At 72.9% G+C, this 12,869-nt stretch carries 14 protein-coding genes; 7 read left to right on the plus strand and 7 right to left on the minus strand.

The genetic code is table 11. The features are described from left to right. Positions 1 to 123 precede the first annotated feature (123 nt). The 3 genes from ACFY0D_RS26930 to ACFY0D_RS26940 all read left to right on the plus strand — a co-directional run bounded on the left by ACFY0D_RS26930 (position 124) and on the right by ACFY0D_RS26940 (position 4,338). A complete protein-coding gene (locus ACFY0D_RS26930) occupies positions 124 to 1,221 on the plus strand; it encodes an AI-2E family transporter (protein ID WP_390800629.1) in 1,098 nt (365 codons plus the stop codon). 112 nt (positions 1,222 to 1,333) lie between these two features. Next, the gene (locus ACFY0D_RS26935) at positions 1,334 to 3,373 is read left to right on the plus strand and encodes a prolyl oligopeptidase family protein (RefSeq protein WP_390800630.1); all 2,040 of its coding nucleotides are present in this window, start codon (positions 1,334 to 1,336) and stop codon (positions 3,371 to 3,373) included. A 122-nt stretch (positions 3,374 to 3,495) separates the two neighbouring features. Further along, positions 3,496 to 4,338: a class I SAM-dependent methyltransferase gene (locus ACFY0D_RS26940; RefSeq protein ID WP_390800631.1), complete on the plus strand. Its 843-nt coding sequence runs from the start codon at positions 3,496 to 3,498 to the stop codon at positions 4,336 to 4,338. 18 nt (positions 4,339 to 4,356) lie between these two features. Here the strand turns inward: ACFY0D_RS26940 and ACFY0D_RS26945 are convergent, their stop codons facing one another. Next, positions 4,357 to 4,872 carry a DUF4188 domain-containing protein gene (locus tag ACFY0D_RS26945; protein WP_390800632.1) on the minus strand — a complete coding sequence of 172 codons (516 nt, stop codon included), beginning with the start codon at positions 4,870 to 4,872 and terminating at the stop codon, positions 4,357 to 4,359. Between the two features lie 90 nt (positions 4,873 to 4,962). Between ACFY0D_RS26945 and ACFY0D_RS26950 the strand changes: the two genes are divergently transcribed. Further along, positions 4,963 to 5,655 (plus strand): MerR family transcriptional regulator, encoded by a 693-nt coding sequence (locus ACFY0D_RS26950; protein ID WP_390800756.1) that lies wholly within the window; start codon positions 4,963 to 4,965, stop codon positions 5,653 to 5,655. A gap of 33 nt (positions 5,656 to 5,688) precedes the next feature. Here ACFY0D_RS26950 and ACFY0D_RS26955 read toward each other — a convergent pair whose 3' ends face one another. The 4 genes from ACFY0D_RS26955 to ACFY0D_RS26970 all read right to left on the minus strand — a co-directional run bounded on the left by ACFY0D_RS26955 (position 5,689) and on the right by ACFY0D_RS26970 (position 8,924). After that, a complete protein-coding gene (locus ACFY0D_RS26955; protein WP_390800633.1) occupies positions 5,689 to 6,687 on the minus strand; it encodes an NAD-dependent epimerase/dehydratase family protein in 999 nt (332 codons plus the stop codon). Positions 6,688 to 7,011: 324 nt separating this feature from the next. Further along, entirely contained in the window at positions 7,012 to 7,788 is a 777-nt protein-coding gene (locus tag ACFY0D_RS26960) for a hypothetical protein (protein WP_390800634.1), read from the minus strand. 14 nt (positions 7,789 to 7,802) lie between these two features. Continuing rightward, positions 7,803 to 8,351 (minus strand): GNAT family N-acetyltransferase, encoded by a 549-nt coding sequence (locus ACFY0D_RS26965; protein WP_390800635.1) that lies wholly within the window; start codon positions 8,349 to 8,351, stop codon positions 7,803 to 7,805. Between the two features lie 66 nt (positions 8,352 to 8,417). Next, positions 8,418 to 8,924, minus strand: coding sequence for a GNAT family N-acetyltransferase (locus ACFY0D_RS26970; protein ID WP_390800636.1), 507 nt, complete (start codon positions 8,922 to 8,924; stop codon positions 8,418 to 8,420). 218 nt (positions 8,925 to 9,142) lie between these two features. Here ACFY0D_RS26970 and ACFY0D_RS26975 point away from each other — a divergent pair, with 218 nt between their 5' ends. From ACFY0D_RS26975 to ACFY0D_RS26985, 3 genes are all read left to right on the plus strand, one after another. After that, complete coding sequence (locus ACFY0D_RS26975; RefSeq protein ID WP_390800637.1) at positions 9,143 to 10,555, plus strand: Ig-like domain-containing protein; 1,413 nt, start codon at positions 9,143 to 9,145, stop codon at positions 10,553 to 10,555. A gap of 50 nt (positions 10,556 to 10,605) precedes the next feature. Next, positions 10,606 to 11,304, plus strand: coding sequence for an HAD family hydrolase (locus ACFY0D_RS26980; RefSeq protein ID WP_390800638.1), 699 nt, complete (start codon positions 10,606 to 10,608; stop codon positions 11,302 to 11,304). A gap of 150 nt (positions 11,305 to 11,454) precedes the next feature. Continuing rightward, on the plus strand, positions 11,455 to 12,252 hold the full coding sequence (locus ACFY0D_RS26985) for a 3-hydroxybutyrate dehydrogenase (protein WP_390800639.1): 798 nt from the start codon (positions 11,455 to 11,457) through the stop codon (positions 12,250 to 12,252). A 15-nt stretch (positions 12,253 to 12,267) separates the two neighbouring features. Here ACFY0D_RS26985 and ACFY0D_RS26990 read toward each other — a convergent pair whose 3' ends face one another. Together ACFY0D_RS26990 and ACFY0D_RS26995 are read right to left on the minus strand one after the other, a co-directional pair. Further along, positions 12,268 to 12,525 carry a hypothetical protein gene (locus ACFY0D_RS26990; protein WP_390800640.1) on the minus strand — a complete coding sequence of 86 codons (258 nt, stop codon included), beginning with the start codon at positions 12,523 to 12,525 and terminating at the stop codon, positions 12,268 to 12,270. Beyond that, complete coding sequence (locus tag ACFY0D_RS26995; RefSeq protein ID WP_390800641.1) at positions 12,512 to 12,823, minus strand: DUF6400 family protein; 312 nt, start codon at positions 12,821 to 12,823, stop codon at positions 12,512 to 12,514. The genes ACFY0D_RS26990 and ACFY0D_RS26995 overlap by 14 nt, the downstream gene beginning before the upstream one ends. Positions 12,824 to 12,869: the final 46 nt, after the last annotated feature.

The following is a 12,869-nucleotide window of genomic DNA, read 5'->3' on the forward strand; positions in this document are numbered from 1 at the left end:
CGTCCGTGGACGTCCCGGCCGGGGCAACGGATTTTCTGCGGACCGGCCCCCGTACCGATCACGGACGGGCGAATCCGGAGCCCGGCGCGTGGCACCACGGGCCCGGTGTGGCACCCATGGGTCATGCCGCCGGTGTCAGCGTTCCTGCGTACGGCAGCGTCGTACGCCTGGCGCCTGCTGGTGGTCGGCGCCGCCGTCTATGCACTCTTCGCCGTGCTCGGCCGGTTCCACGAGATCGCCGTGGCACTCTTCCTCGGCCTCGTCGTCGCCGCCCTGCTGTGGTGGCCCACCCGGCGCCTCGCCCGCGTCCTGCCCCGCTCGGTCGCGGTCGCCGTCACCCTCCTCGGCAGCGCGCTGCTCCTGCTGGGCGTGCTGACCCTGGTCGGCACGGCGGTGGCCGGGGAGAGCACCACCTTGGCCCGGGAGTTCCGCGAGGGACTCGCCAGCATCGAGGAGTACCTGGAGCGGCCGCCCTTCCGGCTGAACCCGAACGCGCTCTCCGACCTCCAGTCCCGCCTCGGCGCGTACCTGTCGAGCCACCGCTCCACGCTCCTCAGCCAGGCGGTCAGCGGAGCCGGGCGGCTGGTGCACGTCCTGACCGTGCTCGCCCTCGCGGCCTTCTGCTCCTTCTTCTTCCTGCACGGCGGCGACCGGCAGTGGTCCTGGTTCTGCGCGCAGCTGCCCCCGTCGGTGCGCGCCCGCGTGGGCATCGCCGGCGGCGCGGCCTGGCGCACGTTCACCGGCTACACCCGCGGGATCGTCCTCGTCGCGGCGACGAACGCGATCCTGGTCGGGGTGGCGCTGTACTTCCTCGGGGTCCCGCTGGCCGTGCCGCTGGCCCTCCTGGAGTTCTTCGCCGCCTTCATCCCCCTCATCGGATCGCCGGTCGCGCTGGCCGTCGCCGCGGTGGTCGCGCTGGCCGCGAAGGGGCCGTTCGTCGCGGGCCTGGTGGTCGCGCTGATCGTGGTCATCGGCCAGATCGAGGGCCATCTGCTGCATCCGCTGGTGATGAGCCGGGCGGTGCGGCTGCACCCGCTGGTGGTGGCGATCTCGGTGGTCGCGGGGGCCATCGCCGCCGGGGTCGTCGGCGCGGTGGTCGCGGTCCCGCTCGTCTCGGTGACCTGGTCGGTGCACACGGCGCTGCGCGACGCCCGCCTCACGGCCTCCGGCCCGACGGCGGACGGTCCGGCATCCGGCGGTCCGCCGGCCGACGACGGCTGAGCGGGGCCGGCGACGGCTGGGAGGCGCCGGACGAGGACTGGGAGGGGCCGGACGGCGGCTGGGAGGGGCCGGACGGCGCACACCCGCCGATCGCTTCCTGCACAATCGCCTGATGAGCGATGAAGACCCCTACCTGTGGCTGGAAGACGTATCCGGCGACGCCGCCCTCGCCTGGGTGCGGGAGCGCAATGCCGAGACCGTCGACGAGCTGACCGGTTCACCCGGGTTCAAGGTGCTTGAGCAGGAGATGCGCGAGGTCCTGGACGACGACGGCCGGATCCCCTACACCGTCCGCCGGGGCGGCCACCTCTACAACTTCTGGCAGGACGCCGACCACGTACGCGGCCTGTGGCGGCGGACCACGCTGGAGGAGTACCGGACGGACCGGCCGGCCTGGGAGGTGCTCCTGGACCTCGACGCGCTCGCCGAAGCCGAGGGTGAGAAATGGGCCTGGGCGGGCAGCCGGGTCCTGGCCCCCGAGCACCGGCACGCCCTCGTCCTGCTGTCCCGGGACGGCGCGGACGCCTGCGTGGTGCGCGAGTTCGACCTGGAAACCCTGGAATTCGCCGAGGACGGGTTCACCGTCGCCGAGGCCAAGACCCGGATCGGGTGGATCGACCACGACCGGGTCTGGATCGGCACGGACTTCGGCGCCGGCTCGATGTCCGCGTCCGGCTACCCGCTCCAGGTACGCCGCTGGCGGCGCGGCACGCCCCTCGCGGAGGCCGAGCTGGTCTACGAGGGCCGGCCGACGGACCTGTCCGCCTCCGGATGGCACGACGACACACCCGGCTTCGAACGGGACTTCGTCCACCGGCAGATCGACTTCTGGAACCAGGAGCTCTTCCTGCTCCCAGAGGACGCCGCCGACCCGCCGCTGAAGATCGACGTCCCGGACGACGCGGGCGCCTCCGTCCACCGCCGGTGGCTGACCGTCACCACCAAGTCGCCGTGGCTCGGCCATGGCACGGGCAGCCTGCTCGCCTTCGACCTCGACGCCTTCCTGGCGGGGGAGCGCGAGGCCGAGGTGCTGTTCACCCCGGACGAGCGCACCGCGCTCGCCGGGTACAGCTGGACCCGCAACCACCTCATCCTCAGCACCCGCGCCGACGTCTCCTCCCGAATGGAGCTCCTCACCCCGGCCACCGGTGAGGGCGCGGGCGGCTGGCACCGCGCACCGCTGCCGGGCCTGCCGCCGCTGTCCACCGCCTCGGTCACCGACACGGACCCGGATGTCGGCGACGAGTACTTCCACCAGGTCTCCGGCTTCCTCCAGCCCTCCACCCTCTACCGGGGCACGGCCGGCGACGGCAGCGAGAGCGAGAGCCTCAAGCAGAGCCCGGCGCTCTTCGACACCGCCGGTCTCGCCGTACGCCAGTACTTCGCGACCTCCGCGGACGGCACGAGGGTGCCGTACTTCGTCGTCGGACCCGAGGACCGCCCGGGCCCCGGCCCGACCCTGCTCTACGGGTACGGCGGCTTCGAGATCTCCATGGTCCCGCAGTACAGCGCGGTCACCGGACGGGCCTGGCTCGCGCGCGGCGGCACGTACGTCGTCGCGGGCATCCGGGGCGGGCACGAGTACGGTCCCGCCTGGCACAAGGCGGCCCTCGGCGCGCACCGGGTCCGGGCCTACGAGGACTTCGCCGCCGTCGCCCGGGACCTCACCGCCCGGGACATCACCACCCCCGCCCAGCTGGGCATCGAGGGCGGCAGCAACGGCGGGCTGCTCATGGGCGCCATGCTGACCCGCGACCCGGAACTGTTCGGCGCCGTCGTCGCGCACGTGCCGCTGCTGGACATGCTGCGCTTCCACAAGCTGCTCGCCGGGGCCAGCTGGATCGCCGAGTACGGGGATCCCGACAGTCCGGCCGACCGGCCGCACCTGGAGCGGATCTCCCCGTACCACCGGATCCGGGCGGACGGGCCCGCGTACCCGCCGCTGCTCCTGCTGACCTCGACCCGCGACGACCGGGTACACCCCGGCCACGCCCGCAAGATGGCCGCGCGGCTGCGCGAGTACGGGCATCCCGTCCTCTTCCACGAGCACCTCGGGGGCGGCCACGCGGGCGCCACCGACCACCGGCAGACAGCCTTCAACGAGGCCCTCGTCCACACCTTCCTGTGGGAGCGGCTGACCCCGCAGAAGTGATCGGATACCGGGTGACAGGTGAACGGCAGGCATCCGTACGGGGGATTTGAGGGGCCAGGCGCTGCCGTGGGCCGGGTTGTGCCCCACGATCGGCGGATGCAACCACGGTCAGGGAGGACCCCATGAGCACCCCGTACGCGTCCGCCGCCCCGTACTACGCCCGCTACCGGCCGCCGTACCCGGGGGAGCTCTACGCGCTCCTCGTGGACCGGTTCGCGCTCGACGGCTCCCAGACCGTGCTGGACCTCGGCGCCGGACCGGGCACGCTCAGCCTGCCGCTGGCTCCGCTGGCCGAGCACGTCTACGCCGTCGACCCGGAGCCGGCCATGCTCGCCGAAGGATGCGCACTCGCCGAGGAGCAGGGCAGCAGGAACATCTCCTGGCTGCGCGGCGACGCCGCCGGCATCGGCCGGCTGTGCCTGCCCCGCATCGACCTGTGCGTCATCGGCGGGGCGTTCCACCGGATGGACCGGGTGCGGGTGCCGGCCGACCTGGACGCCGTGCTCGCACCGCGCGGCGGGATCGCCGTCGTCACCTCCGTGGCGGCGGCCTGGCCGTCCGTCGTCGACGAGGTGCGCACGCGCTTCCTCGGACCCGACGACGGCGCGGCGGACGGCACGGCGGTGACGACGCGGTCGGCGGACGAACCGGCGGACGAACGGGCGGACGAACCGGCGGACGGACCGGCGGACATGGAGGAACTGCGGGACGTGGAGGACCATCTCGCGAAGTCGGTGTTCTCCCGCGTCGAGACCACCACGTGGGTGCGGTCCGCGCACTGCACGGTGGACCAGGTGATCGGCCTGCAGTTCTCCCGGGCCTGCTCCAGTCCGGCCCTGTTCGGCGACCGGAAGGACGCCTTCGAGTCCGAGCTGCGCCACGCCCTGCTGGACCACTACCCCGACGGCACCTGCACCCGGACCGTCACCGTCGCGGCCACCATCGCGACCAGGCCCCGGCGGTGAGCTGACCGCGGGCCCCGCTCAGCGATCCGGCCCGGCCGCGGGCGAGCGGTGCGCGAACCGGTCGGCCGCGCGCCGGCCGCGGCTCTCCAGGGGCAGCACCCCGGTGGCCGCGGCCAGCCCGAAGGGCGGCATGTCGAAGTAGATCGACTCGTACGAGCCCTCGGGCACGATGTAGGACTCGTGCCAGAGCCCCACGTGGCGGCGCAACTGCCCCGCGCGATCCTTGCGGTTGATGATCGACCAGGCCTTGTGGTGGAGCATGTCCGGGGCCGCGGCGTACGCGTAGAGCTTCTCCTTGGACTCCCAGTACTGGACCACGTAGTACGTGCGGGGCGAGGCGGTGAGCAGGACGTGGCCGAGCAGCCCCCGGGTGGAATCCCTGGCGAGCTCCCGCAGCATGCGCGGCATGGCCAGGATCACCGGGACCCAGTGGTGCACGGCCCAGAAGTGGTTGATGCGCATTCCGATGAGCAGGACGACGACGTCCCCCTCGGCTGCTGCGGTGGTACGGCCCGGTAAGGGTTTCGCGAACATGCCGGCCTCCCGATCGCCTTGTTGGATAGCACTGCTGTCCGACCGTCACATGATTGGATAGTGGCACTCGCCAAGGGAAGGTTCAAGAGATTGCGGCTCGCGGAACTGAGTGAGCGGAGCGGCGTGTCCATCGCCACGATCAAGTACTACCTGCGCGAAGGGCTGTTGCCGCCGGGCCGCCGCGTCAGCGCGACGACCGCCGACTACGGCGAGGGCCATCTGCGCAGACTGCGGCTGGTGCGCGCGATGATCCAGGTCGGCCGGGTGCCGGTGGCCAGGGTCCGGATGGTGCTCGGGCACGTCGACGACGAGTCCCTGGGCCGGACGATGCGCCTGGGCGCGGCCCTGTGGGCCCTGCCCCACGAGCCCGAACCGGCCGACGGCAAAGGTGGCGGCGACGGCGACGGCGGGGTCGGGGTCGGTGTCGGTGAGGACGAGGCGACGGTCGCCGCGCGCGCCGAGGTCGACCAGCTGCTGCGGACGCTGGGCTGGTCCACCGCACGGGAGTTGGGGGACCTCTCCCCGGTCCACCGTTCGCTCGTGGAGGCGGTGGCCACGCTGACGCGGCTCGGTTATCCCTGGGACGCCGAGCTCATGGCCCCGTACGCGCAGCTGATGCACCAAGTGGCCGTGCGGGACCTGGACTTCGTGGAGACCTTTCCCTCGGAGGCGGAGAAGGCCGAGACCGCCGTGGCGGCGACCATCCTGTTCCAGCCGGTGCTGAAGGCGCTGCACCGGCTGGCCCAGGAGGAGGAGTCGGCCCGGCGGTACGGACTGGAGTGAACCACCGCCGGACCCGGCCGGTCCCGCGCGGCGTCACTCCGGTGCGTCGGCGAGGGCGGTGAGCAGCTCCCGCTCGCGGGCGGTGCTCAGACCGGCCCGGCGGGGGCGCTCCAGGCCCTCGGCGCGCTCCCACCGCAGGAGGTCCTCCAGCATCTCCGCGCGCGGGCGGTCGTGCAGCCCGGCCGCATGCGCGGCGGCTCCGCTGCGGGCGCAGAAGCCGGCCCACTTCGGATCCGGCATCCACATGGCCATCGACTCCGGGCCCATGAACGGCCCGACGCCCTGGTCGAGGAGCCACTGCGGGTCCGCCTCCGCCACCGGTCCGGTGTACCCGGCCGCGCGTGCCGACAGGCCGACCCAGTCGTCGAAGGGGACGACGGGACCGACGGCGTCGAAGGTCCCGGTGGTCCCCTCGTGGGCCAGGTCCAGGAGCCAGCCCGCCAGATCGCGCACGTCGATCGCCTGGGTCGGCACCTGCGGGGACCGGGGGAGGAGCACGGGCTGGTCCACGTCACGGGCGAAGCGCGCCGCCCAGTACCCCGACCGTCCGCTCGCGTCGCCCGGGCCGCCGATCAGGCCGGCCCGGGCGATGACGAGGCGGTCTCCCACCGCGGCGCGCGAAGCCTCCTCGCAGGCGACCTTGGCCTCCCCGTACTCCTCCCGCCCCACGTGGTCGCCCTCGGCGGGCGGCAGCAGCGCGGCCGACTCGTCGGCGCCGACCGTGCCGTGGTCGGCGTAGGCGCTGATGGAGGAGACGTAGGTCCAGTGCCGGGTCCGCCCCGCGAGGGCCGCGAGCGCGCCGCGGACGAAGGCCGGCTGCCAGGACACCTCGATCACGGCGTCCCAGTCGCGGCCGAGGAGTTCCGCGTAGGCGGACTCCTGGTTCCGGTCCGCGGCCACCAGCCGCGCACCGGGCGCGACGGCGCCGCTCTCGCCGCGCGCCAGGCAGGTCACCGCGTGCCCCCGCTCCAGCGCCTGCCGCGTGATCTCACGTCCCAGCCATGCGGTCCCGCCCAGTACAAGAAGATCCATCAGGCCACCTCAGCACATCGCGAGCACCGCCGCGAGGCCGGTTCGCGCTCGGCGAAGGCGCGCGGGTGCGTACGCGCCCGGATCCGGCCATGACCGTCCGGGCGCCGTTGACCGCGTGCGGGGCCGTGGAAATCTCGACGCCCGGTCCTGGGACGGGACTTCCGGCAACGCGGGAGGGGCGGACATGGCGGTACGTTCACGCAGGCTTCCGGCGGTCGCGCTGATCGCGGCGGGGGCTCTGCTGGGAGTGGGCGCCGCGGGGCCCGCACAGGCGGCCGGCAAAGCCGCGGCTGACCATCGAGTGCGTTCGCTCACCTGCAGGTGTCAGGACCCGGGCAGGTTGATGAAGTACCCGTTGGCGCAGTCCCCGCGCATGGAGCGCGCCACCTCGGCGACGTGCTGTGCCTGGGCCGCGGAGAGGCGCCGCGCCTCCCACAGCAGAGCTGCGGCGTCCACCGCCTCCGGGGCCGCGGGCGGTGGCACCTCACACAGATCGACGCCCGTCAGCCCGGCCAGTTCGCGGGCGTCGATCCCCAGCACGGCTGCGCAATCCGTCACCAGGCGGGGCGTCAACTCCGCGCCGCCGGAGCCGATCACACCATAAGTGGCCGCCGACAGGTAGGTGGGCGTCACCACCGCCAGGAGCTTCGCCATGCCCAGCCGGTCCAGATTGCGGTACTGGAGCATGCGGATGACCCGACCGCCCGGACCGGCATCGGATGCGAGCCGCTTCGCGGTGAAGACGGAAGGTCGTTCCTCCTGCGGCAGTGAGCGGACGAGCTGCAGGAGTTCACGCCGTTCCGAAGCAGGAAGGTGCACCGCATCCATCGCGATGTACGGCGCCCACCGCTCGGCCGCGGCGTCCAACGGCGCCAAGTCGTCCGGGACCGCCCGCCCCGCCACGATGAACAGATCGACCGCGTGGAAGCCCAGGACCGGCGCGATCCGCCGGAGCAGCCCCTCGCCGGGGGTTTCCCCCGCGAGCACCGCTCGGACCTCGGTCGTCATCGATCCGGCGCGATCGGCCGGCTCCTGCACACGGAGGTCCCTGCGGTCCAGCAGCCATGTCAGCGTCACACCGAAACCGGGGTGCTCCGCCACGCCCGCAGCCTCGTTCACTCGGGATTCGACCACTCGTCCCGAAGCATCCCGAAGAGCACGCTGTCGTAGCGCTTCCCTTCCATCAGCACCGCAGACCGGCGGCGGCCTTCCTCCCGGAAACCCAGCCTGGTGAAGGCACGCACGGCGCGCTCGTTGCCGCTCCAGGTGTCCAGTTCCAGGCGGCTCAGGCCGTACGCGCCGAACAGGTGGCCGATGAGCAGCCGCAGCGCGTCACTGCCGTGGCCACAGCCCCAGAACTCCCGTTCGCCGATGGTGATACCCAGCGTGGCCACTCCCGCGTACGGGTCCAGGTCCCGGAAGTCGGCCATGCCTATCACCCTTCCGGATGCCAGGTCCTCGACCGTGAACACGGCCGACTCCCTCGGGCTCAGGCGCAGCATGGTCTCGAAGCCGAGCCCGACAGCCTCCGCCGTGACCGGGCCGAAACACGGATCACCGGCCGTGGCCCAGTGCACCACCTCCGGGTCGTTGCGCCACCGAAGATGGTGCTCGGCGTCTTCGGAGCGCAGCGCACGCAGCCGTACCAGCTTTCCTTCGAACATCACGTATCCCTCATCGAATTGCCAATGGTTCAAGCCCGGCTGTCCCCGCACCGGTTTGAGGCGCCGTCACAGGTCCCGCCGCATGCAGACGCGGGGCCACCGGTCCAGGCCGTGCGCCGCCTCGCGCTCACGGATCTCCCGCAGTCCGGGAGTGAGCCCCGCGTCCGCCAGCGGCCGGAAGCCGCAGCGCTCGTAGTACGGGGCGTTCCACGGGACCTCGGTGAAGGTGGTGAGGGTCAGGGCGGGCGCGCCCTCGCGCCTGGCGAACTCCGCCAGGTGCTCCAGCAGGCCCCGGCCGAGCCCGCGGCGTGCGCGGTCCGGATGGACGGACACCTGCTCGACGTGCAGATTGCCCTCGACGCGCTCGGCGATCAGGTAGGCGCCCGGGGCGCCGGCCCCGTCGACCGACACCCAGGCCAGCCCGGCCCGTTGGTAGGGGGCGAGCTCGTCGAGCGTCAGCGGCTCGTCGTCGGCGATCTCCGGCATGCCGATGTCCCGGAAGCAGCGCCCGGCGGCCCTCTCGATGCCCTGGAGGAGGGGCAGCTCGTCAAGCCGTGCTCTGCGGATAGCCATGGCCGCATTGTCGCGGGCGGCCCGCCGGAGGGCATCCGATTATCGGACCTCCGTCCGCGCCCCGCTCGCCGGGGGCGGGTTCTGTGCTCCGTCCGAGTTCACTTGGGTGCCCGTTCGGCCGCAGCGCCGAGGGAATGATCATCATTTCGGCGCCGCATCGCTTTGATACGGCTATGCGACGAATGCGACGGAGACAACCGACCAAGGCGTGGGGCGCCGTGGCTGCGGTGACGGGGGCCATGCTGGTCGTCGCCGCAGCGCCGGGCCGGGCGCCCGATGCGGACACTGCGCAGGGGACCCTCGCGGGCCCGCCGCGAGAGGCCGCGGTCACCCTGCTGGTCGGGAGAGTGCTGGATGAGGGCGGTGGATCCGGCGACGGGCCGTGCGCGGTGCGCATGTTCCGCCCCGGGCTGTGCAGCGGCTGGCAGGAACAGCGGGTACGGGCCACCGCGCGCGGGGTGGGATCCGTCGTGAAGGAGCCCTCCCTCGGCGGCGCGGCGCAGAACGCCCGGACCGAGGTGCTCCCCACGGATTCCGGCGGGCCGCTCCAGATCGCCCTCGCGGAACAGGGCCGCCTCACGGACGTGACCGTACGCGACGGACACGGCCGCCATCTCGCCGGCGAGCTCGCCCCGCACAGCGACCGCTGGCTGAACAGCGAGCCGCTGCGGGCGGGCGAGACCTACACCGTGCAGGTCGGCGCCCTGGACGCGGACGGGACCGCGGTCGGGGTGACCATGGCGTTCCGGACCGCGCCGCCCCCGGACGGGGGCAGGCTGACGGTCGAGTTCGGACCGGGCCCCGGCACGTACGGAGCGGGGGAGATCGTGACGGCGAGCCTCAGCCGCCCGGTGCCCGCCGACGACCTCCCGGCCCGCGCCCGGCTGGAGCAGGCACTGCAGGTGACCTCGGAGCCGCATGTCGAGGGCGCGTGGCACTGGGTCGACGAATCGACCCTGCACTTCCGGCCGCGTACGTACTGGCCCGCCCACACCGTCGTCCGCGTCCGCAGCGGTCTCGACGGGATCGAGGTCGGGGACCACGACTACGGCGGCCCCTCGGACGCGGTGCAGTTCACCATCGCGGACCGGATCGAGGCCGTCACCGACTCCGCCACCCACCGGATGACCGTACGCCGCAACGGGCGGGTCATCAGGACGATCCCCGTCACCACCGGCAAAGCGGGCTTCAGGACCCGCAGTGGCATCAAGGTCGTGCTGCGCAAGGAGCCCAAGGTCCGGATGCGCGGTGACACGGTCGGCATCCAGCGCGGCACCAGCGAGTTCTACGACCTGCCCGTCTCCTACGCGACCCGGGTGACCTGGAGCGGCGAGTACATCCACGCGGCGCCCTGGTCGGTCGAGTCGCAGGGCGAGGAGAACGTGAGCCACGGCTGCACGGGCATGAGCACCGAGGACGCCGCCTGGTTCTTCGAGACCGTCCGTGAAGGAGACATCGTGGAGGTGGTCAACAGCGGCGGGGAGAAGATGGCCCCCTTCGACAACGGTTTCGGCGATTGGAACGTGGACTGGCGGACCTGGCTGGCAGGCAGCGCCCTGGCCGCCATCGACGGGAGTCCGCAGGGTTCGCCGGCCGCCCCCGTCGTGTCCAGGCTGCACCCGACCACCTGAGTCCCCCCGGAGGCGGCTCGGTCCGGACCAGACCGGACTACGATCACCGCATGATCAAGGGAGTGATGTTCGACTTCTCCGGCACACTGCTGCGCGTCGAGTCGACCGAGGAGTGGCTCGCCGCCGCCCTCGCGGAGACCGGCATCCCGCCGGCCGAGCCGGAGTTCGGCGACACCGCGCGGCGGCTGACCGAGTACGGCGCACTGCCCGGCGGACCGTCGCCCCAGCACATGCCGGCGCACCTCGAAACCCTGTGGGATCAGCGGGACCTCAGCGCCGAGCAGCACCGGGCCGCCTACGGCGGCCTGACCCGCGCTGCCGGGATCACGGACCCGGAGCTGGCGCGGGCGCTCTACGACCGCCACATGACCCCCGCCGCCTGGCGCCCCTACCCGGACACCGGGCCCACCCTGCGCGCACTGCGCCGCCGGGGGCTCCCGGTGGCGGTGGTCAGCAACATCGGATGGGACCTGCGGCCGGTCTTCCGCGCGCACGGGCTCGACGAGCTGGTCGACGCCTACGTGCTCTCCTTCGAGCTGGGCACCCAGAAACCCGATCCGGTGATCTTCCAGACCGCCTGCGACCGGCTGGGCCTGGCCCCCGCCGACGTGCTGATGGTCGGCGACAGCCGTGAGGCGGACGGCGGCGCGCTGGCGCTCGGCTGCCCGGTGCACTTCGTCGACCACCTCCCGGTCGACCGGCGGCCCGGCGCGCTGGCCCCGCTCCTGGACCTGCTCGGGCCCGCGTAGCGGTCGGGCCCGTGCGGGCTTCCGTGGGCCTCCGCGGCCCTGTGCGGGCCGGCCCGTGGCGGCCCTGGCGACGGCCGACACACCTCGCGGCCCGACTGTGGCGGGCGCGCACATGGGAGCGGCCCACGGGTGTCCCGGATGATTCCGGGCATGACAAGCGGATACCCTCCCGTGCCCCACGGACCGGCTGCCGCCGCCATGGGCATCGACCTGGCGGGCCGTACCGCCCTGGTGACCGGCGCCGGCGGCGGCATCGGGCGGGCCTGCGCCTCGGCGCTCGCCGCGGCCGGGGCCCACGTACACGTGGTGGACAAGGACGCCGCGACCGCGAAGGCCGTCGCCGGGACGATCGGCGGGCAGGCGCACGTGGTGGACCTCTCCCGGGACGAGACCGTCGGGGAGCTGCCGGCCGACATCGACATCCTGGTCAACAACGCCGGGCTGCAGCACGTCGCCCCGCTGACCGAGTTCCCGCCGGACCGCTTCGCCCTCATGCAGCGCGTGATGGTGCACGCGCCGTTCCTGCTGATCCGCCGGACCATGCCCCACATGCGCGCACGCGGCTGGGGTCGCATCGTCAACATCTCCAGTGCGCACGGGCTGCGCGCCAGCGCGTTCAAGGCCGGTTACGTGACCGCGAAGCACGCACTCGAAGGGCTGAGCAAGGTCGCGGCCGTCGAAGGGGCACCGCACGGCGTCACCAGCAACTGCGTGAACCCCGCCTATGTCCGCACACCACTGGTCGAGCGGCAGATCGAGGCCCAGGCCGCCGCTCACGGCATCGACGCCGCTCAGGTGGTGTCCGAGGTGCTGCTGAGCCGCTCCGCGGTCAAGCGGCTGATCGAACCAAAGGAGGTCGCCGCAGCCGTCCTGTGGCTCTGCGGCCCGCACACCGGCTACGTCACGGGTGCCTCGATCCCCCTGGACGGCGGCTGGACCGCCACCTGACCCCCGGCACGGCGGTCAGAAGCCGGGCCGGGTGCCCGTGACGCGGTCCCACAGGGAGCGGGTGGCTCCGAAGCCGCTCTCGTGCACCCAGACGTGGGTGCACCCGGGGCACTGGAGGTGGAGCATGCTGCCGGTGTTGGTGAGCAGGTAGCGCCAGTGCGTGGAGCAGGTGCGCCGCTGCTCGCAGGGTTCGCAGCCGCGCGCGTCCGCACACTTCGGGCAGGCCACCCAGGCACGGCGCCCGGGGTCGGCCTGCGGGTCAAGCGGCAGCACGGCCGTCTCCGCGCGCGGGCAGCACACCGGCCGCCACCAGGTCGTCGTAGAGGCGCTGCTGTTCCGCGTCGAGACCGGAATAGAGCAGGTCGTACGCGGCCTCCTCACCGAGGAGCACCTCCATCGGATCCCAGTCCGGGCCGAGGGCGGCCATCACCTGGGCGCGCCGGAGCACCTCCTGCGAGGTGAGGTCGACGGCGAAATCGACCAGCTCGGACGCATCGGAGGCGCCAGGTGTACCGGAGGCACCGGCGGCGTCGGAGGCGTCGGAGGGAGGGGTGGGGTCGTGGGGGGCCATACGTCGAAGTTAGGTAGCCCTTCCTTCTCCGGTCAAGGGAGGGTGG

It is taken from the genome of Streptomyces sp. NPDC001502 (assembly GCF_042894785.1).
Taxonomy (GTDB): Bacteria; Actinomycetota; Actinomycetes; order Streptomycetales; family Streptomycetaceae; genus Streptomyces; species Streptomyces kutzneri.

Bases quoted from the DNA above. Each gene is read 5' to 3' on its own strand.
- ACFY0D_RS26930 (WP_390800629.1), top strand. From the start codon at position 124: ATGCCGCCGGTGTCAGCGTTCCTGCGTACGGCAGCGTCGTACGCCTGG.
- ACFY0D_RS26935 (WP_390800630.1), top strand. From the start codon at position 1,334: ATGAGCGATGAAGACCCCTACCTGTGGCTGGAAGACGTATCCGGCGAC.
- ACFY0D_RS26940 (WP_390800631.1), top strand. From the start codon at position 3,496: ATGAGCACCCCGTACGCGTCCGCCGCCCCGTACTACGCCCGCTACCGG.
- ACFY0D_RS26945 (WP_390800632.1), bottom strand. From the start codon at position 4,872: ATGTTCGCGAAACCCTTACCGGGCCGTACCACCGCAGCAGCCGAGGGG.
- ACFY0D_RS26955 (WP_390800633.1), bottom strand. From the start codon at position 6,687: ATGGATCTTCTTGTACTGGGCGGGACCGCATGGCTGGGACGTGAGATC.
- ACFY0D_RS26965 (WP_390800635.1), bottom strand. From the start codon at position 8,351: ATGTTCGAAGGAAAGCTGGTACGGCTGCGTGCGCTGCGCTCCGAAGAC.
- ACFY0D_RS26970 (WP_390800636.1), bottom strand. From the start codon at position 8,924: ATGGCTATCCGCAGAGCACGGCTTGACGAGCTGCCCCTCCTCCAGGGC.
- ACFY0D_RS26980 (WP_390800638.1), top strand. From the start codon at position 10,606: ATGATCAAGGGAGTGATGTTCGACTTCTCCGGCACACTGCTGCGCGTC.
- ACFY0D_RS26985 (WP_390800639.1), top strand. From the start codon at position 11,455: ATGACAAGCGGATACCCTCCCGTGCCCCACGGACCGGCTGCCGCCGCC.
- ACFY0D_RS26995 (WP_390800641.1), bottom strand. From the start codon at position 12,823: ATGGCCCCCCACGACCCCACCCCTCCCTCCGACGCCTCCGACGCCGCC.